Genomic DNA, 19,283 nt, shown 5'->3' with positions numbered 1-19,283 from the left:
AACCGTCGAAACAGCTAACTGCTTGTATGAACGATGAATTCTTCCAGTGGCATGCTTTCTGCTCCTGCCTCGCTGACCTTCACCCTTGTTGGTGAGCCTTTCCAGCAGCGTTTCAGCGAGAGGAAGCAGCCGTATGACTCTGCACTATGTGCCCATTATCAACCTGGCCCCCTATTTTTCAGAAGACCCGGACGGCAAGGCTGCCGTAGCCAGGGCAGTCAATCAGGCGTGTCGGGATATCGGGTTTCTGGTCATCACCGAGCACCAGATTCCCGGAGAACTTATCGACAGTGTCTCGCGTTTGACCCGGCAATTTTTTGATTTGCCGCTGGCGGAAAAGCGCAAGGTCGATCGGCCCAGCCCGGAAATGGTGCGTGGTTACAGCGCCGTGGCCGAGGAGAGCCTTTCCTATTCTCTGGAGGAAAGTGCGCCGGGGGATCTCAAGGAGTCTTTCTCCATCGGGCCGAGCGATGTGCCGGATGAAGATTATTATCACAATGCTCAGGCGGGGTCGCACTTCGCACCGAATGTCTGGCCTGCGCAAGACCTGCTGCCCGGATTCAAGGAAGCTTATCAGGCCTATTTCGATGCCATGAGCGAATTGGCTCAATCGTTGATGCGCTTGTTTGCCCTGGCATTGGAACTGGATGAGTGTTTTTTCGATGACAAGATCGACCGGCATATCAGCATGTTCCGCAGCCTGAGTTATCCGGATATCAAGACTGAAGTCGAGGCTGGCCAGTTACGCGCCAGTGCGCATACCGACTACGGCAGTCTGACTATAGTGCGCCCTGATAACGCGCTGGGCGGCTTGCAAGTACGTAATCGCCAGGGCGAGTGGGTCGATGTGCCGTATGTCGAGAATGGTTTTGTGGTCAACATTGGCGACCTGATGATGCAGTGGACCAACGATCAGTGGATTTCCACGCTGCACCGAGTGGTCAATCCACCGATGACCAGCGAGCAGGACAACCGCCGACAGTCTCTGGTGTTCTTCCACCAACCGAACTACGACACGTTGATTCAATGCCTGCCAGGTTGCCTGCAGCCTGGCGCCACGCCTCGGCATGCGCCGGTTACATCAGGCGATCATTTGCTGTCCAAGTTCGTCAAGCAGACCACTTTTGGCGGCAGCAAGGTGGCCTGACATGAGCACACTTTCATACGTCAACGTGTTCGCGCAGGACATCGTCCGCCTGAGCACCTTCTACTCGAACCTGTTCGGCTTTCGCGAAATCGAGGCCATCAGGTCACCGATCTTTCGCGGACTGGACACCGGCAAGTCCTGTATTGGTTTCAACGCACTGGATGCGTACGAGCTGCTTGGCCTGGAGGCGTTTGCAGGCAGCACGGGGGGCAGGTTCTTGCTCAACATCGACGTGTCCGACCAGGCCGAGGTGGACCGACTGGTGCCGCTGGCGGTGGCGCAGGGCGCAACACTGGTCAAGGAACCGTACTTGACCTATTACAACTGGTATCAGGCCGTGCTGCTGGACCCCGAGCAGAATGTCTTTCGCATTAACGTGATGCGCTGAAAAGTTGCTGTCGAGCATGGAGTGGAGAGGGGGCTGGCGCGGCCAGACAGGCTCCTCTGTTTCAGACATTTATCGAAAAATCTACTGGCTGAACTGCTAGCTATCCCGTCCGTGAAAGCAGGTCTTCAATTGTGCAACAGGCAAGGCATGCCTGATTCAATAATTGAGGATATGGACATGAATGAATCTGCTAGCGCACAACCCAGACACGGTATGGTAACCAGTCCCGAATCCCGTGGTTCTTATGCCATATCCAAAGGGCTGTTGCTGGAGTGGGAGGTGGTCGCTATGGAAGGAGGCAAAAACTTTCCAGACGAGACATTTGGTCTTGCGCACGACTTCCCTGGCGTCGATGAGCCTATTAATCTCGATCCGCCTGCGTCAGCGCCGCCGCTTGCCAACCCGCCACCAGACGGACTCATACTGAGCGGGGGGCAAGATGATCGGCGTAAATGCTTGAACCTGACGGATGTCGGGATCATTGAGGAAATAACGCAAAAAGGTCATGGTGCGGCTGAAAAGTGGCCTCGGTTGAGCGTTGCGGGTGGAGACGAGTTTGAAGTTAGATGGGCGTACCATGCCGTACATGTCACACGCGGCTACCGGTGGTTTATTACCAAAGACGGCTGGGATGAAAGCAAACCCATTACGCGGGAAGCCTTCCAGGGAAAGAACTACGTCAGTGATAACCACTTCAAAGCGGACGGTCAAGACGGATTGATGTGGAGCGATATCTCGCCGTTGAGTCCTTTTGATAAACACCGGGATGAGCTTCAGCCCGCAGAGATTACAAAAGCAACATTACCCAGCGATAAACACGGACATCATGTCATTCTTCTTGCCTGGATCGTCGCCGAAACCGATAAAGCGTTTTATCAGGCGTTTGATGTCGATTTTGATGTGCCCGTGTCTGGAAAATGAGGCGGTAGATGTGAAGGGCAGGGTGCAAGCGTCCAGCGAAGCGTTGCCCATGCTTGTTCTGCATAAGGAATAGATGATCAGAAAGCCCGGCTTCAGCGCCGGGCTTTTTTGTGCAAGCCAGGCCTGAGTATCGCCTACTGACTTGCGTACGTAGCCGATCACTGGCTCAAGAGTTCTTTGCGCACGATGTCTGCCCCCGCACTTAACGCGCGCAGCTTGCCGCTGGCGACATGACGAGGGAGGGGGGCCATTCCGCAGTTGGTGCACGGATAGAGTTTGTCGGCATCGACGAATTGAAGCGCTCTCCTCAGCGTGTTGGCGACTTCCTCAGGCGTTTCAATGGTATGGCTTGCCACATCAATGGCCCCTACCATCACTTTCTTGCCTCGGATGAGTTCCAGCAGATCCATAGGGACGCGCGAGTTGTGACATTCCAATGAGATGATGTCGATGCTGGAATTCTGCAGTCTGGGAAAGGCCTCTTCGTACTGCCGCCATTCCGAACCCAGCGTTTTTTTCCAGTCGGTATTCGCCTTGATGCCGTAGCCATAGCAAATATGCACGGCCGTTTCACATTTAAGCCCTTCAACTGCCCTTTCCAAGGTGGCGACGCCCCAGTCGTTCACCTCATCAAAAAACACGTTGAATGCAGGCTCATCAAACTGAATGATATCAACCCCGGCAGCCTCAAGTTCTTTGGCCTCTTGGTTGAGAATTTTGGCAAACTCCCAAGCCAGTTTTTCACGATTTCTGTAATGAGCATCGTAGAGGGTGTCAATCATCGTCATTGGCCCGGGCAAGGCCCACTTGATAGGCTGCCTGGTTTGCTGGCGTAGAAATTTTGCGTCTTCAACAAAAACCGGCGCTCGGCGAGCGACAGCGCCCACGACCGTTGGCACGCTCGCATCGTAGCGGTCACGAATTCTAACGGTCTCGCGCTGTTCAAAATCGACGCCGTCGAGATGCTCAATAAATGTAGTTACAAAATGCTGGCGCGTTTGTTCACCGTCGCTGACGATATCAATATTGGCCAGTTGTTGTTCTTGCAGCGACAAACGTAACGCATCTTGCTTGCCTTCAACCAGTTCTTTCCCTTGCAATTTCCACGGTGACCAGAGCGTCTCAGGTTGTGCAAGCCACGAAGGTTTAGGCAAACTGCCAGCAGTGGAGGTGGGCAAAAGTTTTTTCATGAAAAATCAACCTTGGTTTTTAAATGATCAAAGAATACAGCTTGCGGACCACTGATCCAGAAGGGGCTGATAGGGTTTGATAAAGTGCTCTTCAACAAATTTCCCTTGCTTTATAGCCAGCTGACTTCGCTCCTCGCGGTCGTACACAATGCGGGTCAATGAGTAATCGTTATTTTTCAAGCTAGGCTGATAGATTTTTCCTGCCGTTGAATTTGCGTTATAGATCTCAGGGCGATAAATTTTCTGGAAGGTGTCCATCGTGCTGATGGTGCTAATAAGCTCCAGATTGGTGTAGTCATCCAGCAAATCGTCCGAGAAATAAAACGCCAGAGGCGCAACGCTGTTCGGGGGCATGAAATAGCGAACCTTTAAGCCCATTTTCATGAAATATTCATCCGTCAACGAGTATTCATCCTGCTGGTATTCATACCCTAAAACAGGATGCTGATTCTCGGTCCGGTGGTAGGTCCTGGCGCTCGATACACTCAGGCAGATAACAGGAGGTTTGTCAAAATGCGCTTTGTAGCTGGTTGAATTGACAAAGCTTTTGTAGAGCTTTCCGTGCAGATCTCCGAAATCTTCTGGCGTGCTGAGCCCGGACTGGTTTTTCTTGTGCTCTGGTAATCTCACGCTGAAATCATAGTCTCGCACGTAGGAAGAGAAGTTATTTCCTACCATTCCGTTAATATGCGTATTGGTTTTTCGGTCAATGATCGTTGTCTTCAAAACCTCAATTAACGGAATAGCAGAGTGATCACCTTCAGCATCGATATTCATTTCCGCAGAGACAATGTTCAGCGCCAGCGTATAACGATCGCCTTCAGGGTTGTCCCAGTGCGCCAGGGCATTGAAGCGATTGTCGATCATCGTCAACGTATTACGCAAATTCTCCTGGCGACTTTCCCCCCTGGCCAGGTTCGCAAAATTCGTCGTGACTCGTGTCGTGTCTGAGGGTGAATAATTCTCATCAAAACGAGTGAACTTGACAGAAAATGTGAATTCTTTTTTCATCTTGGCTTGGCATCCTTCCTTACGAGGCAACGCCCGAACAGGCTTCTTGCCCCTTCAGCTTTGACCGGTGTCTGTCTCTTCAATCAGCGACCATTATTCTGTTGATGGTGAAGAGCTGTAGGGATTTTAGGCCGGTTGCCTACATGAACAAAAACGAATTGATTTCAATAAATCATTAGTCACGCTCATGATTGACCTAAGGGTAGGCAGGTCTCTGGAAGGGGGGCCATCCACGGTAATATCTGGTCGGACACAACGATGATTTTCAGAATCATCAATGACCGGGTCTACGCCATGCACGAGCAGTACCTGGGCAGACTCAAGTACGGCATGGCAATTACAGACAGGGGAGAGCTGATCTTTACGAACATGTAGGGCGGTGTGATTTGTCAGGCCAGCCGAGCGGCATACCGTCTTTCTGCATCAGGTGAGGCGGAAGGTCTTCACGCAGACACATGGGCATGGTTCCTGGCACGCCGCAGAAATGGCAGCCTACAGGACCACCATGGCAAATAGAGTGCAGGACCGGGAAACCGCTATTGCAACGAATGGCTGCGGCGTCGTACTCGACGCAGGGGATTCTTTCAGGCATGACAGGTCTCCGCCTGCCGGTCACCGGCAGGCTGTAAATGTTTTACTGGGAGAGTGGACATGCTTAACGTTTCGAGCTGGATTTTGTATTTCTACCGCTCGTCAGAGCCCGAGCACGATCAAGGAGATGGCTAGTCGATTGATAGCCAATAATTAAAATGGATCTTTATGAACACCAATTATTTCGATACAACCAATGCACATGATTTAGTGGGCGAGCTCGACAAGGCCACTGAAATAATGATGGCCCTGCATGTGGGGCAGGTGGGTGGTGAGGAGTGGAGAGATGCATGCTCGCGTCAGCAAAGCGCCTTTCGGGAATGGCGTCAATATCTCTACCGGAAAGCTGATGAGAAACCGCCAGCGCGGTTGCTTAGCATAGGCTGACGTCGTTGACGCAGGCTTGTTCTAGTGCTTGGCAGCCTGTCATCGCGTCACCGGCTTGAACTCAATTACCCAGACCCATGGGTTGGCGTTCCATGAATCGGCACTGTTGATGGGCGACCAAGGGCAATCGAAGAGCTGCGCAGCGGTCAGCGTCTCATCGAGGTCTGGTGCTGAACGCAGGAAGTTGACGCCCTCTGCCTCTGCCTGCCCTTCGCTGATGTCCTGCAGACGCTCAACCCGCACATCATTGATCTCCAGCAGTATGCGGCTGACCCAGCGCGGCATGTGAATGGATGGCCGAGTTTTCCCTGGCGTGATCATCGAGCATCCGTTTTGCCTCGAGGCTCCATCCGCCGGGTACTGGATCGGTTCACCATGGCTCAGCTCTCGCGGCGCGATCGCATTCACCTGAGCGTCAGCCTGCCAAGCCTCTCGTACCATTGGGAGGAGGCTAATTCTCGGCATCAGAAGGCCTATCTAGCTTGGCACGGGTTCATCAGTCCAGTTGGCTGCGATCTCAAATCTGATGATGTCATACCCCCACCTCATTTAATTCAAGGTTGTAATATTTCTCTGTTGACGCGCTTAAGGTTTTTGAAGCCTAGTGCGTTTAGCTTATAGAAGTGTAAGGGCGCACACTGTTCTCTGAGTTAGGTTCCAGCTACTTAGGCCGGAACCTATTATTGGCTTATTAGCAGAGACGCATGGGTAGCGACTATGCACATGGATAGACTATCATCAGGTGCGTATAACATGCGCGCACTCTGATCAGTTATTATTCAGAGTTTAAACTTATTAACCAGCAATCCAAATGAGGCAGCCAGTCGGGAGAGCTCGGCACTTGAAGCATTGGTCTGATGTGCGCCAGTTGCGGTCTGAGTAGAGATATCTTGAATGTTGACCAAGTTTCGATCCACCTCACGAGCTACGTGAGCTTGCTCTTCGGCAGCACTTGCGATTACGAGATTTTTCTCGTTAATCGTTGAAACACCTTCGGTTATTCTGTCTAGCGCGTGGCCTGCCTCAATCGCTTGGTCACGGGTTTCTCCTGCAAGGCTCCTACTGTTATTCATGGCGATCACTGCTTCATCCGCACCGGCACGGATCTGGCTCATCATAGACTCGATGTCTGTAGTTGATGCTTGCGTTCGATGCGCAAGGGCACGTACTTCATCGGCGACTACGGCAAAGCCGCGACCCTGCTCGCCAGCCCTGGCAGCCTCAATTGCGGCATTCAAGGCCAAGAGGTTGGTTTGCTGGGCGATTGACTGAATGACCGCGAGAACTCCGGTTATCTCGTTGACTCTCGTCGCGAGTACCGTGACTTTTTCAGTCGATTGAGAAATCTGCTCTGCCATTGTATTAACCGATCCAACTGCGTTCTTTACTTGGTCACGTCCTTGAATAGCACTACGGCTGGTTTCTTCAGAGGACTCAGAGGCTCCAGACGCGTTACGAGCTACCTCTTCTACGGCGGCTGTCATCTCATTAACCGCCGTAGCGGCTTGCTGAATTTCATCGTTCTGACGTATCAGTGCTTTGGCGCTTTCCTCCGTAACTGCGTTCAGCTCTTCGGACGCAGATGCTAGTTGATCAGCCGCATTAGCGATCTCCTGAATAGTATCTCTTAGGTTAATTTGCATTATGCCCAGTGCTGATTGCAGTGTGCTAATCTCGTCGTTCCCACTTACATCAATTTTTTGAGAAAGGTCGCCGTCGGCCACTTGTTTTGCGGTCCGCAGTGCCCCAAGAAGCGGCCGAGTGATCGAGCGTGTTACCAATAAACCCAGAATAATCGCGGCAATGAATGCGATCACAACACCTACGGCTAATGACCAATAGGCGGTGTTTGAGGTTTTCACGGCTTCTACTGCGGCTTCGTCGCTCTGGCGCTTATTAGAAGCTACTATTATCTTTAGGTCATCGTTTGCTTTTTTGTATTCAGGATCCACTTCTTGCTCGAATAGCCTGGTCGCACTTTCAAGGTCACCTTTCGCCGCTAATTCGATTACTTTAGAAGATGCGTTTATATAAGCTGGCCACGATTTTTTCAAACTGGTCACCTGCAATGCGTTCATCGTCTTGCAAAGGAGTTTGCCGATATATTTTAAAAAGTTGCTCCACCTCTTGCTGGTTGTCTGCTAAGGACCTTATAACATCTTCATATTTGGCTTGATCTGCTTTCGCGAATTTGAACAGCAATGCGCGGTGTAAGTCACGGTAATGTGCTATAGCATTTGAACGGGCGTTGCTCGTGCTGTATACAGATATAAGGTTGTTGTTTACGATTCCATCTACGCTGTTTTTGAGGCCGGTAATTCCCGTATATCCGATAAAACCGACACCTAGTGTGACAACTGCGCATACTACAAACGCAGAAATTAGCCGTGTTGATAACATAGTGCCGCGTAAGAGATTCATCGTAGCGTAGCCTTCCTTGTTTTCCCTATCCGAACCAGAAGGGTGATGCATCTGTATCGGCCTCCTACTGCCGTTCCCGCAGTGGCGGGCAACAGGCGGTTTATCCCTGTACTAGCTTGTGGGTTTACAGTTGTCCACGTCTGCTGTCTTTACAGAGCTGTCAAGCCATGCATTTGGTCAGTACCGCTTGCCAGTCCTGCATTCAGTTGCACCTTTTGCTCTGCGAGCATTCCAGCGATCTGGGCGTTGAGGTCGAGCTCCGCCTCTCTGACCTTCCTGGCTTTGCCGATCTGCTTATCTGCGAGGTAGCTCTCGATCAGCGCTTGGTGCTGGGCTTCTACTGCTACTAGCCCCTGTCCTGTGCCTTGGTATTCAGGCGTTGTCGTTTCTTCACCGTGCGGCACCAGCTGTTGCAGCTTGCTCTCAACGGCGAACACCCAGGCTATGGCGAAGTGATCGCCTGCAGTGGGGGTGGAATATCTGCTCCTGAGCTTCCCAGCGCGCACTCCAGCAACGTAAGCGTTTCGAGCTTGGGTCAGCTTCGCAAGAAGAGTTTCGTAGGCGTAGAGAGCGATGTGCTGGGCAGGGCTCACCCCCACAAACTTCGCACGCTCGACGCGATTCTTTTTGGTCTCGCACCAATGGGTGTAAAGCAGGGCCTTGACGTTGAACACCTTGGCCACAACTGCGCTCAGTTGTTGATCCCATAGTGGGCGGCGTGCAGCGCGCGACATTGAGGATTCAGCCTCACCAGCGTCGCTCACCTTTACGTCCGTCTCGCTCAGGTGGTATTTACGCATCTGCGCCTGGCGCATCGCCGTGGCCGCTTCGTTTTCGTTCGAGCTTTGCGACAGCGCCAAGCAATGTTTGATCTTGCGGATAGCCCGCTCGAACTTCTTAGGGTCGATGGTTTTTTCGGACATATTTCATCCTCGTCGGGGTAGCGTGAGTAGTTGATTTATAATTTGCGGGAAGGAGGGGGCGACGTATTACCTCTCATATCAAAACAACCGGTCTGACTTGGCGCAGTCATGCTTAATTTAAAGTGAGTCGTCGAATTTAGGTTTTTCGGAATATATGAAACATGCACTTACAATAGCTTCAGGTGTCTAAACCTTACGTTTGCAGCAGTAATAGACTGCGGCCGACGAACGGCAGTGATGACGGAGGTCTTTCTCGTCGACACAGGGGGACATTACCTGGAGTTATCGACATGATACTGCGCAAACTTAGTCTTGCCCCCCGATCCGCTGTCTGCTTTGGGTTGTTCTGTCTGATGATTCTCGCGCTGGGACTAATTGCGCTGAGGCAGGCATCAAGCTTGAATGCAGCAGAAAAATTCGTTGAAACCAACGTATTACCTAGCGTCTCACTCCTGGGAGTGATGGATCGGGAATTTGTGAGCATTAGGGGCGGCAACGCCAGGCTGCGCAATCCTGTTGAACCTGCTGATCGCAAAGCCACGGCTTTGGAAGATATAAAAAAATCCGAATTGGCAATAGAGGATTCAATTTCTAAGCTGCAGCTACTCATAGTAACTCCGAAAGGTAAACAGCTGTTTGGCGAGCTGTCCAAAGTCTATCCTGAATATAGAGTCCTTCAAGAACAGTATGCGGGCCTTGTTGCGGCAGCAAACATTGACGAAGCCGTTAAGTTATCCAGCGGAGCTATGAAGCAGTCCGCTGATTCTGTGGCAAACGTTATAAAGAATCTCATTGAGCTGAACAACGCTAAGGCAAAGAAGGCCGGCGAGGACGCGACTGTTCTGTATGAGGAAACGAAGCTGATTGTTGGAGGGTTCATCGCAGCGAGCACGATTGCAGCAATCATTCTTGCACTGATGTACACGCGTAGCATCACATACCCTGTCAGCCAGTCTTTGAACATCGCTGAACGCATTGCCAAAAACGATTTGACCGAAGTCATTGAGCCTCAAGGAAACGATGAGGTCGCCCGTCTCATGATGGCCTTGAAAGCCATGCAAAGCGGATTACGTACGACGCTTTCCTCGATCTCTGACTCTTCCAATCAGTTGGCTTCAACTGCGGAGGAAATGCACGCTGTCACCGAAGACGCAAACAAAGGGATGCAGCGGCAGAACAACGAAGTAGAGATGGCTGCCACTGCTGTTACCGAAATGAGCGCCGCCGTAGAGGAAGTCGCTCGAAATGCCTCGGCAGCATCTGAGGCTGCGACTCGTTCAAATTCTTCTGCTGTATCCGGACGCGCACGTGTGGATCAAACCGTTGAGGCCATAAGTTTGATGGTTGGCAGCGTCGAAGACGCTACCAAGGAAGTGCAGGGGCTCGCTGTCATGGCTACTGATATCAGTAAGGTCCTGGACGTTATTCGCGCGATCGCTGAGCAGACCAATCTCCTTGCCCTTAACGCTGCAATCGAAGCAGCTCGAGCAGGAGAGGCCGGCCGGGGATTCGCTGTGGTGGCGGATGAGGTGAGAGCGTTGGCCCATCGTACCCAGCAGGCGACGAGCGAGATTGAACAGATGATCAGCTCGATACAGAAGGGTACGGGAGCTGCTGTGTCCGCGATGAGCCACACGAACGCCCAAGCTCAAAAAACCCTCGATACTGCTCATGGTGCCGGATCCGCGCTGGTCGAAATCACCGAGTCGATCGACAACATCACAGAGCGGAACGTGCTGATTGCAACGGCCTCGGAGGAGCAGGCCCAAGTTGCCAGAGAGGTGGATCGCAGCCTGGTAAGCATTCGCGACCTCTCCAACCAAGCCTCCGATGGGTCAAGTCAGACAGCCATTGCGACATCAGAATTGACCAAGCTTGCTGTCGAACTGAACAGGCTTGTCAGCCAGTTCCGCATGTAGGTGTGAGTTCGAATCAAACCACTCGGCTGTGCTAATTCGCAGTGAGGGGTGAGCCGTTGACACATGTGTGCACGCTCTCATCTGGCAGCGTGCGCATCATGTCGATGCAGTCGCCTACCAGTATCTGGTGGAGCTGGCTCATAATCGATTGCGAAGGGTGGTGTGAGTCGTTGAAGTGGGGTATTTGTGCATGATCCGACATGGAGTCGGCTCATTAAGGAAGAAGTCCGTTATGTGGACGATGTGCGTGGTAACGCTGGCTGTAGTGCTTGCAGTTCCAGCTTTTGCCGACTTGAAGCAGACAGCGCAAGGAAAAGCCTGCGCTCTCCTATCTGATCAGGGCCTGAAAGGCAGAAAGTGGACGCACTACGGTGATGGCACATCGGGCTGCGCCAGCGATTACAAAGACATTGGTGGCGGTAAGCCGTTAACCAACAACTTGGCGTTTTACGGAAATGGCCAAGGGGAGACCGTCAACAGCGTGAAGCTTGTGCTTAATTACAATAAGCCCGAATCAGCGTCGGCATCGACTGCCGCTACAAAGGCGCTTCTATCCGCCTCTGAGAAGATGGCTCAGAGGGCCTTGGGGGTAAAGCTGCCTAAGGCAATAATTACTGCGATTGATTGGGGGCGTGCCGAAAAGCTGAGCGTCGGCAGCGGGACGGTTGAGGTGGTTAGGGAAGATTGGCCAAACGGCAAAGGGTACGAGATCCAAGTCGTCATGGATTAAGCGTTTATGAATCAACTGGTTGAACTGTAGGTGCGTTCAGAGCCTGGTGAACGGCTTCGACGACGCGCAGCAGATAATCGTATTCGTGGTGCGCTCCACAGCGCGCTCGCCGACCGGGTAATGCCACTCATCACCAAACAGTTCCTTCAGAAAATCGCTGTAGTGCCAGCAATCGTTTTGGGTTTCGATTCCGCTCAGGTCTTCGATGCGAGTCCCAAAGATTTCTGGCGTCTTTTGCATCCAGCGAGCCACACTCCCAGGTATGCATATTCGGATGGCGGCGGAGCTCGATCACACATTTGGCTGCTAGCGCCTTGAGCGCATCGCCGCTGAACCGCGTACTGTCGAGTCCGCGGCTCAGGCAGTTGAGAACGTAGCTAGAGTCGCAATTGGTCACGAACTTGGCCAGTGCGTGGCTCCATTCCTCTCCAGTAGGCGTTCTAGCTCTTGTCCCAGCAGTTGATGGTGATTTTGCCCTGCGCTGTCTGGTAGCCGGGGTTGCCTTCAATTGGGCAGTCACGGCGGCCGAAGTCTTCGAGGAAAACGGTTATCGAATCGAGGCGGGGCACGTCCGAGATCACCAGTTTGGTCACGGTGCTTGTTTCGATCTTCATGGCGATCTCCATGGCATACGCCGCCCTCCGTGTCCGGTGGTGGCAAATTGGTTTGGGATGGGGTATTACGGATGCCCGGCATGGAGCCGGACAGGGAGATTTAAATGTCTGAAGATCTATCGAAAATTTACGAACAGGCTCTTGTCGCGGTCATGGCGGTGGCTCAAGCAAAGGGCGTTACCTTTGAAGAGTTGTCCGACGGCGCGAGCGAGCTGCTAGCTCAGGAGGACAGCAAGGTTCGCTTCATGGATCGTCGTGATGTTGATGAAGTTGCACTTGCGATTACCCTTGGACAGGCGAGACTCAAAGGGTTGGTACAGTAACCCGAGCCGCTCAATGAGCGGCTTTTTTATGCCATCTGCGCAGGCGGGTTCATGGCGAAGTAGATACGGGCGCAGACCTCAGTGTCCGGTGGTGGCAAATTGGTTAGCGGTGGTATATTTATTCGGTAATCAACGCGCAAGGAAAGGCAGTTAAAAATGGAAGGTATAGCGAAGGTTTTTTTTGATAATGCTGACTGGGTCAGCATTACTGTTGCATTGCTCATCACTGGCTTTGGCGTGTACAGGTTTTTCTCGATAAAAAAAGAAGAATTCAATGCCAGAGAGTTTGAGAATTACCACCGGATGGTTCAAAGCCTGGTAAGAGGTCCGGATGAAGACCGAAAACCATACATCGACGCCCAGCTAGCGGTGATCTTTGAGTTGCGATTCATGAGTAAGTATCACGCTGTAACGGTTCGGATACTTGAGCGTTCGCTGCCAGGCTGGAGAGACAGTGATACGAATTTCGTCAGCTCGGTGGTGGATGAGGCTCAAAGAACTATTAACTTCATCGTTGCCAAGCGCGGGCCCAAGATTCGGGATCAATAAGGCAGGGCCAAACGGCGAGTTCGTAGCTCCTCCCGCTTACATGCTATTTCTAGCTTCCGCGCCACAACCGGAGACACTGTGATTTCGTAGCGCGGAATCTTTACAACTAGGCCGAGAAGCTACCTAACGCAAGCTGAGCTGCATCGCCCACCTTCGCTTCAAGCACTGACTTGAACTCTTGCGCAATCTCTTCGCGCTGTACGTCCTCGCCCACCCAGCGCAGTTTCAGCACCGGCTGTGCGCCGCTGGTGATGACCGAGATTCGCAGGATGATTTCGCGCTGCTGCAGGCCTTCAAACGGCACAGCCGAGAAGATCAGCGACGTGGGCAAGGTTTCCTTGCTTGTCGCCTCGATGGCATCCATTGCGCTGCGGCTGGCGCGTGTCTCGCTGACGGTGTGATCGCTTTCCGACGATGCCTTGACCGTGATCGTGCGCACGGCGGCGATGGCTTTGGCCAGCGGAATGTTCTGCAGCTCATCGCCGACCGCCGAAAGGGTGCTGTGCCAGTCTTCAATCCAGTCGCTCATATCCTTCTGCGACATGCCTCGGCCACTGATGCCCTGCACGGCCTGATAGGCAGCGGTGGGCTTGAGCTTCAGCACAGCGCGGTCATCAGCGTGGCCTGGCACTTCCTCGTTGCCCAGGTTGAACAGCACCGAACAGGTCATTTCGTCCTGATTGATGAAGCCTTTTGCGTCTGCGACTGCGCGGTCGGAAACGTATTTGGCGAAGTCCGCCAGGGAGTTGGTAGAGAACGTGCCACGGAAGCGACCGCGGCCTGCGCCGAATTGCTCAAGATTCACTACCTTCGCGCCTTCCGGCAGCACGATGGTTGGCGTGACGGTGTTCAGCTCTTTGCCGTCTGCGATCAGCGCGGTGTCAGTTATCAGTTGAATTGCTTCTTTCGTGAGGGACATATTTCAGGTCTCGCTTGATGGGAGGGTGGTCAATCGCGGCGTGGGATAGGTGCATCGTCACGCGTGAACAGCTGGTCCTGCTTTTCGGCGAACAGAGTGATGTTGGCGCCGGAGCCAACGTGCATTGGCGTATCGAGGCTGGTGTTCTCGCTGCGGGTGCCTCGCTTGGTCGGCACCTTGTAGTCGAGCTTGTGTTTGATCTTCACCTGGCTGGATTTGCCGATCTGGGAGAAGTCCAAGGTGATGACAACCTTTCCCGCTTTGCCGTGGTCAACGACACCGGCGGCAACTTCGGAAAGGGCGTGGCCGATCTGGCTGGCGAAAGCCCCGCCATTCAGTTCGTTGAGAAATTCGGCGGTGTCTGTCGGTTTGGACATGGGCGTTGCTCCGTAGGCGTGATTCAGTTGTATATGATGTTGAGTTGAAGAAGGCGTAGGCGTTGGTTGGAGCGGGACCTTTTACGCTCCCGCCGGCACCAGACAGTTTCAAATTGGGTTGAGATGGAGTATTAGGTGTCCTTCGAGGCTAGGCTATGAAATGGAAATTCTATGTTGAGAAAAATCGGATCAAAGGCAATATGGCTAGCGGCCTTTTTGGTGCTATCTATCTGGGGCGGTTATTACTATTTTCTGTACCAAGGGACACTCGGTCCTCTAGATAAAGAAGGCCAGATGATTGGTGTTAGGTCGGGAACATTCGGCGACGCTTTTGGGGTGATCAATGCGCTATTTTCTGCTTTGGCATTCACAGGAGTAATGTTGACTCTCTATTTTCAAAGGCTCGATATAAAAGACAGTCGGGCTGACTCTCTGCGTCAGCAGATCGAATCCCAGTTTTACAGTATGCTGACGCTACAGCAGCAAGTGATTGTTGGGTTCGATCTCCACTCAATTCGTTCCGCGAATCCTGTTACCTACGAAGGTAGGGACTGTTTTAAACGATGGCATATGAAAATGCGCAACACGTACTATAACGTGAAGGGAGTCGATAAAGTAGATTTAAAAAGGGACATCGAGTGCGCAAAAACTGCATATGCGTCCGTTTTAGAAGAGCATCAAGGAGATCTTGGGTTATATTTTCGAAGCTTGTATGCTGTTTTCAGGTTTGTAGAAAGCTCTAACCATCCAGATAAGAAAAGCTTGGCATTGGTTGTTAGATCGCTTTTGTCCGACTATGAGCTTGTATTCTTGTTCTATAATTGCTCAAGTGAGAAAGGGCGTAATTTTTTAAGGTTTGCGAACGAGTATTATCTTTTTGATAATTTAAATATCGATTTGCTATTGAATGAAGAACATGTGGCCATTGTCGACAGATCCTCTCTTGGGGGGAATGAGGAAGGTCTTCGCGTATGGAAGACTAAAAGGGGAATAGATACTTGAGTATATTCTTTCATCGGGAGGCTGTCTTAAAGCCGGTGGTAGATAGATTCGCCAAACTTACCTTCATCTCTGGCGTATTATAAAAAGGCTTAAATACAATACAAGAACGCTATAGCTACGAGGCGCGGAATAAATAGCGCCGTTAACGTTCTTTCGGTTCCCAGAACTTTCCAGATGTAATCATCAAGGTGAGTACATCAGACTGTTCCTGAATCTTCGCTCATTCCCTCAGTTCTTTCAGCGCCAGCTTTGTGCCGGGCCGCACTCTGAGTCGCAATTCCTCTTCCCCGGCCTTCTGCCGCTTGAGCGCCGTCCTCTCGTCTCGCTGTTTCTGGGTGAGGGCCATTTATCAGCTCCGTGTAGCCGCTGGGCGGCAAGTGAATGTGATGCTGGCGCCTGCCGTGGCGGACGCGCATTTGCAGGCGCTTCATTTCGCCCTGCTGCTGGGGTAGTCCAGGCTGTACTTCTGAACGATTCGCCTGATGACGGTGCGGTTGATCCCGGTCAGATTCTCGGCCTTGAAGTGGCTGACGCCCAAGTCGCGCATCGCCTCTATACGCTTGAGCAGCGCCAGGTCCTCTTCCTCCTCAACATACTTCCGCTGATCCGCGCCGTTGTAGCGGGGCTTGCGGGGTGGCGGCTCTTTACGTGGAGGGCGGGGCGCGACCTGAAACGACCCAAGGTCGCGCACCGTTCCACCGCTGCGCTGAAACTCGTTTAAGGCCTCGGACAGCTCGGATGACTTTGACTTTGCGCGGTTGGCTTGGATGGTACTCAGTTCGGTAGCGATCATGCTGCCAACTGCGTGATGGTTACTCCGTCCATTTGGGAGTCAGCGCCTTGGATGTGCACCAGATCGTCCAGCGCGCCCCAGTTTACGGTGAGGACCGAGATTGGAGTCTGGCCTTTACCAGCGCATGAAGATCGGTAGCGGTGACATTCGCTTCAAGCTTCGTCGGCTTGGGGGAAGATGCTACGGTAGACATCTTTGGTGATGCCTGTTCGACCGGTATGGGCGCCGCAGCGGCTTGTGGTGCGGTCGCGCTGGCTTTCACTTTTTGAGCACCGGTATCTCTCTCGACTTTTGCGGCAGCGGCAAGCTTTCCAGATTGGCACGGTGCAGCTCCAAATCGGAGGCATCACGCAGGCTTTAGTCATACGTAATAAAGGCGATCGACGACAGAGGCGCAGGTCTTGATCACTGCGTCGACAAGCTGCGTCTGGTGATCCAGCACACAATTCACCAGATGGATTTTTGTGCGGCGACACCGCCGTCGTTGTAGGCAGACAGTCCAATAAACGACTGTTTTTCCGAACCAAAACAAAAAGGGCCTACCCGGCAAAATGCCCGGTAAGCCCTTTATATATGTGGTGCCCCGAGCCGGGGTCGAACCGGCACGTCCAAAGGACGAGGGATTTTAAGTCCCTTGCGTCTACCAATTTCGCCATCGGGGCGGTAGCGCCAAGAGCAGGGAATATATACACCCGGCCCCTATGAAGCAAGCTTGAAAGCGTCCCGAAAGGTGCAAGACGCTGCTTTTTTGCCTGTCAGAAATGCTTGGCAAATCATGAGGCTACGAAATTTTATTGGCGCAAAGGCTGACGTGCCGTGATCCGGCGACTCAGGCTTTGCCGTCCTTCACCACCGTATCGTTCACCACGGCCTCGACCTTGTCAGCCAGTATTCGCAGGTAGCTCGCCAGGGCGACTTCTTCCAGGCGCAGGCCTTTGCGTTGTCGGGAGCGGGGGAGTTTGGCCAGGTTGCCGAGCAGGAAGCCTTCCAGAACCGCCGGGTGGATGTAGCATTTTCGGCAGATGGCGGGGGTGTTGCCCAGTTGTTTCGAGACTGCCTTGACCATGTCGACGATGTGCCGTTTGGCGTCGGCCTCTGGCTCCCAGTGCAGTTTTTGCAGCGTTGCCAGTGCCAGCGCACTGGCCGCCCAGGTTCGGTAGTCCTTGGCGGTGAAGTCCGAGCCGGTGAGGCTTTGCAGGTAGGCATTGATGTCGGAAGAGGTCACCGCGTGGCGCACGCCGTCTTCGTCCAGGTACTGGAAGAGGTTTTGTCCGGGCAGTTCCATGCAGCGTTTGATCACGTTGGCCAGACGTCGATCCTTGACGCTGACTTTATGCTCGACGCCGCTCTTGCCGCGGAACTCGAAGAGGATTTGGCCGCCTTTGACTTCGACGTGCTTGTTGCGCAGGGTGGTCAGGCCGTACGAGCGGTTTTCCTTGGCGTACTGGCTGTTGCCGATGCGGATCAGTGTTGCGTCCAGCAATGAAATGACCGTCGCCATGACTTTTTCCCGGCCCATGCCCGGCTGAGCGAGCTGTGCTTCGATCTGCTTGCGCACTTTGGGCAGCGCATGGCCGAACTCGATCAGCCGCGAGTATTTGTCCTGATCACGTATTTCGCGCCAGCGCGGATGGTAGCGATACTGCTTGCGCCCGCGGGCATCGCGGCCGGTGGCCTGCAGGTGGCCCAGCGGATCGGCACAGATCCATACTTCGGTGTAGGCGGGCGGGACTGCCAGTGCGTTGATGCGCTTGATCTCCGACTCGTCCTTGATGCGCTGACCCTTGGTATCGAAGTACGCGAATTTGCCGCGCAGTACCTTGCGCGTAAGGCCCGGTTGAGTGTCGTCTACGTAATGCAGTTCACTGGCGGGCTGGCTGATGGCAGTCGAGTCAGGCATGGCTAAGTTCCAAAGGCAGTTAAAAACACTGACCTCGGGCTTTTACGGTGGTGCCGTTTATTTGCTGCGTGGCTGTTTTTTTCGAAAGGTCAGGCCAGCACCGCGACCGCCTTGATCTGCGCCCAGAGCGACTGGCCTCTGTGCAGGTTCAGTTGGTCGCTGGAATAGCGAGTGATGCGTGCGAGCAGCGGCGTGCCGCCAGCGTCCAGCTTGACCAGAACGTGTGCCGAATTGTCGGCCAGCGCTTCCTCGATCACCGTGACCGGCAAGCGGTTGAGGATGCTGCTCTGGTAATCGGGTTGCAGGTTGAGGCTGACATCCCGGGCCTGGACCTTGATGCGCAGCAGGGTGCCGACCTGCATCTGCGCGTGGGCGACGCGCATGCTCAGTTTGCTGTCGGGCAGGGTTACGGTGAGCAACTGGTAATGCTGATCATAGGCGCTGACCGTGCCTTCGATGACCACGCCTGCATCACTGCCCATCGCCAGAGGAAGGTCCAGCCGCGCCAGGGTTTCGTGGATCGGACCGCTGGCCAGCACGGTGCCTGCCTCGAGCAGCACCAGGTGGTCCGCCAGGCGTGCGACTTCATCCTGAGCATGGCTGACGTACAGCATGGGGATGTCCAGCTCGCGGTGCAGGCGCTCCAGGTACGGCAGGATTTCACTTTTACGCCGGGTGTCCAGCGCCGCCAGCGGCTCATCGAGCAGCATCAGCCGCGGGCTGGTCAGCAGGGCGCGGGCGATGCCCACGCGCTGGCGCTCGCCACCGGACAGCTTGTCAGGGTTGCGCTGCAGCAGGTGATCGATGCCGAGCAGTTCGCTGGCCTGCGGCAGTTGAATGCGGCGCTGCTGGCGCGGGATACGTTTCATGCCGAACTCCAGATTGTCCCGCACCGACAGATGCGCGAACAGGCTGGCTTCCTGAAACACATAGCCGATCGCCCGCTTGTGCGGAGCCAGGAAAATACCTTTTTCGGTGTCCTGCCAGACTTCATCGTGAACGCGGATGAAGCCCTGATCGGCTTTTTCCAGGCCAGCGATGCAGCGCAGGCAGGTCGTCTTGCCCGAGCCGGAAGGCCCGAACAGCGCGGTAATGCCCGACCCAGGGAGGCTCAGGTCGGTACGGACGGTGAAATCCGGGTAGGCCATCTGCAGGCGAACTTCTATAGGCGACGCCAT

22 protein-coding genes, 1 tRNA gene and 3 pseudogenes are annotated in these 19,283 nt (G+C 53.5%); 10 read left to right on the top strand and 16 right to left on the bottom strand.

What is annotated here, in order from left to right; translation table 11 throughout:
* Positions 1-133: 133 nt before the first annotated feature.
* The 3 genes from KUIN1_RS14470 to KUIN1_RS14460 all read left to right on the top strand — a co-directional run bounded on the left by KUIN1_RS14470 (position 134) and on the right by KUIN1_RS14460 (position 2,456).
* Positions 134-1,147: an isopenicillin N synthase family dioxygenase gene (locus tag KUIN1_RS14470; protein ID WP_152092082.1), complete on the top strand. Its 1,014-nt coding sequence runs from the start codon at positions 134-136 to the stop codon at positions 1,145-1,147.
* A gap of 1 nt (position 1,148) precedes the next feature.
* The gene (locus tag KUIN1_RS14465; protein WP_024638614.1) at positions 1,149-1,535 is read left to right on the top strand and encodes a VOC family protein; all 387 of its coding nucleotides are present in this window, start codon (positions 1,149-1,151) and stop codon (positions 1,533-1,535) included.
* 147 nt (positions 1,536-1,682) lie between these two features.
* Positions 1,683-2,456 (top strand): lytic polysaccharide monooxygenase auxiliary activity family 9 protein, encoded by a 774-nt coding sequence (locus tag KUIN1_RS14460; RefSeq protein ID WP_003400932.1) that lies wholly within the window; start codon positions 1,683-1,685, stop codon positions 2,454-2,456.
* Positions 2,457-2,614: 158 nt separating this feature from the next.
* Here the strand turns inward: KUIN1_RS14460 and KUIN1_RS14455 are convergent, their stop codons facing one another.
* Together KUIN1_RS14455 and KUIN1_RS14450 are read right to left on the bottom strand one after the other, a co-directional pair.
* On the bottom strand, positions 2,615-3,646 hold the full coding sequence (locus KUIN1_RS14455; RefSeq protein ID WP_152092081.1) for a methionine synthase: 1,032 nt from the start codon (positions 3,644-3,646) through the stop codon (positions 2,615-2,617).
* Positions 3,647-3,673: 27 nt separating this feature from the next.
* Positions 3,674-4,657 (bottom strand): DUF1852 domain-containing protein, encoded by a 984-nt coding sequence (locus tag KUIN1_RS14450; protein ID WP_152092080.1) that lies wholly within the window; start codon positions 4,655-4,657, stop codon positions 3,674-3,676.
* 759 nt (positions 4,658-5,416) lie between these two features.
* Here KUIN1_RS14450 and KUIN1_RS14445 point away from each other — a divergent pair.
* The gene (locus tag KUIN1_RS14445; protein ID WP_003397855.1) at positions 5,417-5,635 is read left to right on the top strand and encodes a hypothetical protein; all 219 of its coding nucleotides are present in this window, start codon (positions 5,417-5,419) and stop codon (positions 5,633-5,635) included.
* A gap of 39 nt (positions 5,636-5,674) precedes the next feature.
* Here KUIN1_RS14445 and KUIN1_RS14440 read toward each other — a convergent pair.
* From KUIN1_RS14440 to KUIN1_RS14430, 5 genes and pseudogenes are all read right to left on the bottom strand, one after another.
* Positions 5,675-6,073, bottom strand: a pseudogene (locus KUIN1_RS14440) (hypothetical protein); the annotation flags it as partial.
* Between the two features lie 341 nt (positions 6,074-6,414).
* Entirely contained in the window at positions 6,415-7,332 is a 918-nt protein-coding gene (locus KUIN1_RS28735) for a methyl-accepting chemotaxis protein (protein ID WP_442963296.1), read from the bottom strand.
* Positions 7,318-7,713: pseudogene (locus tag KUIN1_RS28730) on the bottom strand (MCP four helix bundle domain-containing protein); the annotation flags it as partial. The gene KUIN1_RS28735 and the pseudogene KUIN1_RS28730, both read right to left, overlap by 15 nt.
* On the bottom strand, positions 7,649-8,107 hold the full coding sequence (locus tag KUIN1_RS28725; RefSeq protein WP_442963262.1) for an MCP four helix bundle domain-containing protein: 459 nt from the start codon (positions 8,105-8,107) through the stop codon (positions 7,649-7,651). The gene KUIN1_RS28725 and the pseudogene KUIN1_RS28730, both read right to left, overlap by 65 nt.
* 98 nt (positions 8,108-8,205) lie before the next feature.
* Positions 8,206-8,979, bottom strand: coding sequence for a DUF2786 domain-containing protein (locus KUIN1_RS14430; RefSeq protein ID WP_152092078.1), 774 nt, complete (start codon positions 8,977-8,979; stop codon positions 8,206-8,208).
* Positions 8,980-9,269: 290 nt separating this feature from the next.
* On the opposite strand from KUIN1_RS14430, the pseudogene KUIN1_RS28720 reads away from it, so the two are divergent.
* The 3 genes and pseudogenes from KUIN1_RS28720 to KUIN1_RS28040 all read left to right on the top strand — a co-directional run.
* Positions 9,270-10,040: pseudogene (locus KUIN1_RS28720) on the top strand (MCP four helix bundle domain-containing protein); the annotation flags it as partial.
* Positions 10,017-10,898 (top strand): methyl-accepting chemotaxis protein, encoded by an 882-nt coding sequence (locus KUIN1_RS28715; protein ID WP_442963293.1) that lies wholly within the window; start codon positions 10,017-10,019, stop codon positions 10,896-10,898. The pseudogene KUIN1_RS28720 and the gene KUIN1_RS28715, both read left to right, overlap by 24 nt.
* Positions 10,899-11,145: 247 nt before the next feature.
* Entirely contained in the window at positions 11,146-11,628 is a 483-nt protein-coding gene (locus KUIN1_RS28040) for a hypothetical protein (RefSeq protein ID WP_232059970.1), read from the top strand.
* Between the two features lie 36 nt (positions 11,629-11,664).
* Here KUIN1_RS28040 and KUIN1_RS28035 read toward each other — a convergent pair whose 3' ends face one another.
* Positions 11,665-11,868 carry a hypothetical protein gene (locus KUIN1_RS28035; protein WP_231992865.1) on the bottom strand — a complete coding sequence of 68 codons (204 nt, stop codon included), beginning with the start codon at positions 11,866-11,868 and terminating at the stop codon, positions 11,665-11,667.
* 200 nt (positions 11,869-12,068) lie between these two features.
* A complete protein-coding gene (locus KUIN1_RS28030; RefSeq protein WP_231992867.1) occupies positions 12,069-12,242 on the bottom strand; it encodes a hypothetical protein in 174 nt (57 codons plus the stop codon).
* 104 nt (positions 12,243-12,346) lie between these two features.
* On the opposite strand from KUIN1_RS28030, the gene KUIN1_RS14410 reads away from it, so the two are divergent.
* Both KUIN1_RS14410 and KUIN1_RS14405 read left to right on the top strand, forming a co-directional pair.
* Positions 12,347-12,565: a hypothetical protein gene (locus KUIN1_RS14410; RefSeq protein WP_104723454.1), complete on the top strand. Its 219-nt coding sequence runs from the start codon at positions 12,347-12,349 to the stop codon at positions 12,563-12,565.
* Positions 12,566-12,721: 156 nt separating this feature from the next.
* Positions 12,722-13,114 (top strand): hypothetical protein, encoded by a 393-nt coding sequence (locus tag KUIN1_RS14405; protein ID WP_104723456.1) that lies wholly within the window; start codon positions 12,722-12,724, stop codon positions 13,112-13,114.
* A gap of 106 nt (positions 13,115-13,220) precedes the next feature.
* Here the strand turns inward: KUIN1_RS14405 and KUIN1_RS14400 are convergent, their stop codons facing one another.
* Entirely contained in the window at positions 13,221-14,033 is an 813-nt protein-coding gene (locus tag KUIN1_RS14400) for a YfdQ family protein (RefSeq protein WP_152092076.1), read from the bottom strand.
* Positions 14,034-14,062: 29 nt separating this feature from the next.
* Positions 14,063-14,410 (bottom strand): hypothetical protein, encoded by a 348-nt coding sequence (locus KUIN1_RS14395; protein ID WP_104723459.1) that lies wholly within the window; start codon positions 14,408-14,410, stop codon positions 14,063-14,065.
* Between the two features lie 171 nt (positions 14,411-14,581).
* Between KUIN1_RS14395 and KUIN1_RS14390 the strand changes: the two genes are divergently transcribed.
* Entirely contained in the window at positions 14,582-15,412 is an 831-nt protein-coding gene (locus KUIN1_RS14390) for a putative phage abortive infection protein (RefSeq protein WP_152092075.1), read from the top strand.
* A gap of 220 nt (positions 15,413-15,632) precedes the next feature.
* On the opposite strand, the gene KUIN1_RS28270 is transcribed toward KUIN1_RS14390, so the two are convergent.
* From KUIN1_RS28270 to modC, 5 genes are all read right to left on the bottom strand, one after another.
* Positions 15,633-15,758, bottom strand: a complete 126-nt coding sequence (locus KUIN1_RS28270; protein ID WP_268938661.1) for a hypothetical protein — start codon at positions 15,756-15,758, stop codon at positions 15,633-15,635.
* Between the two features lie 81 nt (positions 15,759-15,839).
* Positions 15,840-16,205, bottom strand: a complete 366-nt coding sequence (locus KUIN1_RS14385) for a hypothetical protein (protein WP_104723462.1) — start codon at positions 16,203-16,205, stop codon at positions 15,840-15,842.
* A 576-nt stretch (positions 16,206-16,781) separates the two neighbouring features.
* Positions 16,782-16,867 (bottom strand) — tRNA-Leu (locus tag KUIN1_RS14375).
* A 167-nt stretch (positions 16,868-17,034) separates the two neighbouring features.
* Positions 17,035-18,105: a DNA topoisomerase IB gene (locus tag KUIN1_RS14370; RefSeq protein WP_054091336.1), complete on the bottom strand. Its 1,071-nt coding sequence runs from the start codon at positions 18,103-18,105 to the stop codon at positions 17,035-17,037.
* Between the two features lie 89 nt (positions 18,106-18,194).
* A complete protein-coding gene (modC, locus tag KUIN1_RS14365) occupies positions 18,195-19,283 on the bottom strand; it encodes a molybdenum ABC transporter ATP-binding protein (protein WP_058822089.1) in 1,089 nt (362 codons plus the stop codon).

It is taken from the genome of Pseudomonas sp. KUIN-1 (assembly GCF_009176725.1).
GTDB lineage: Bacteria > Pseudomonadota > Gammaproteobacteria > Pseudomonadales > Pseudomonadaceae > Aquipseudomonas > Aquipseudomonas fragariae.
This window is presented reverse-complemented; position numbering and strand designations above follow the sequence as displayed.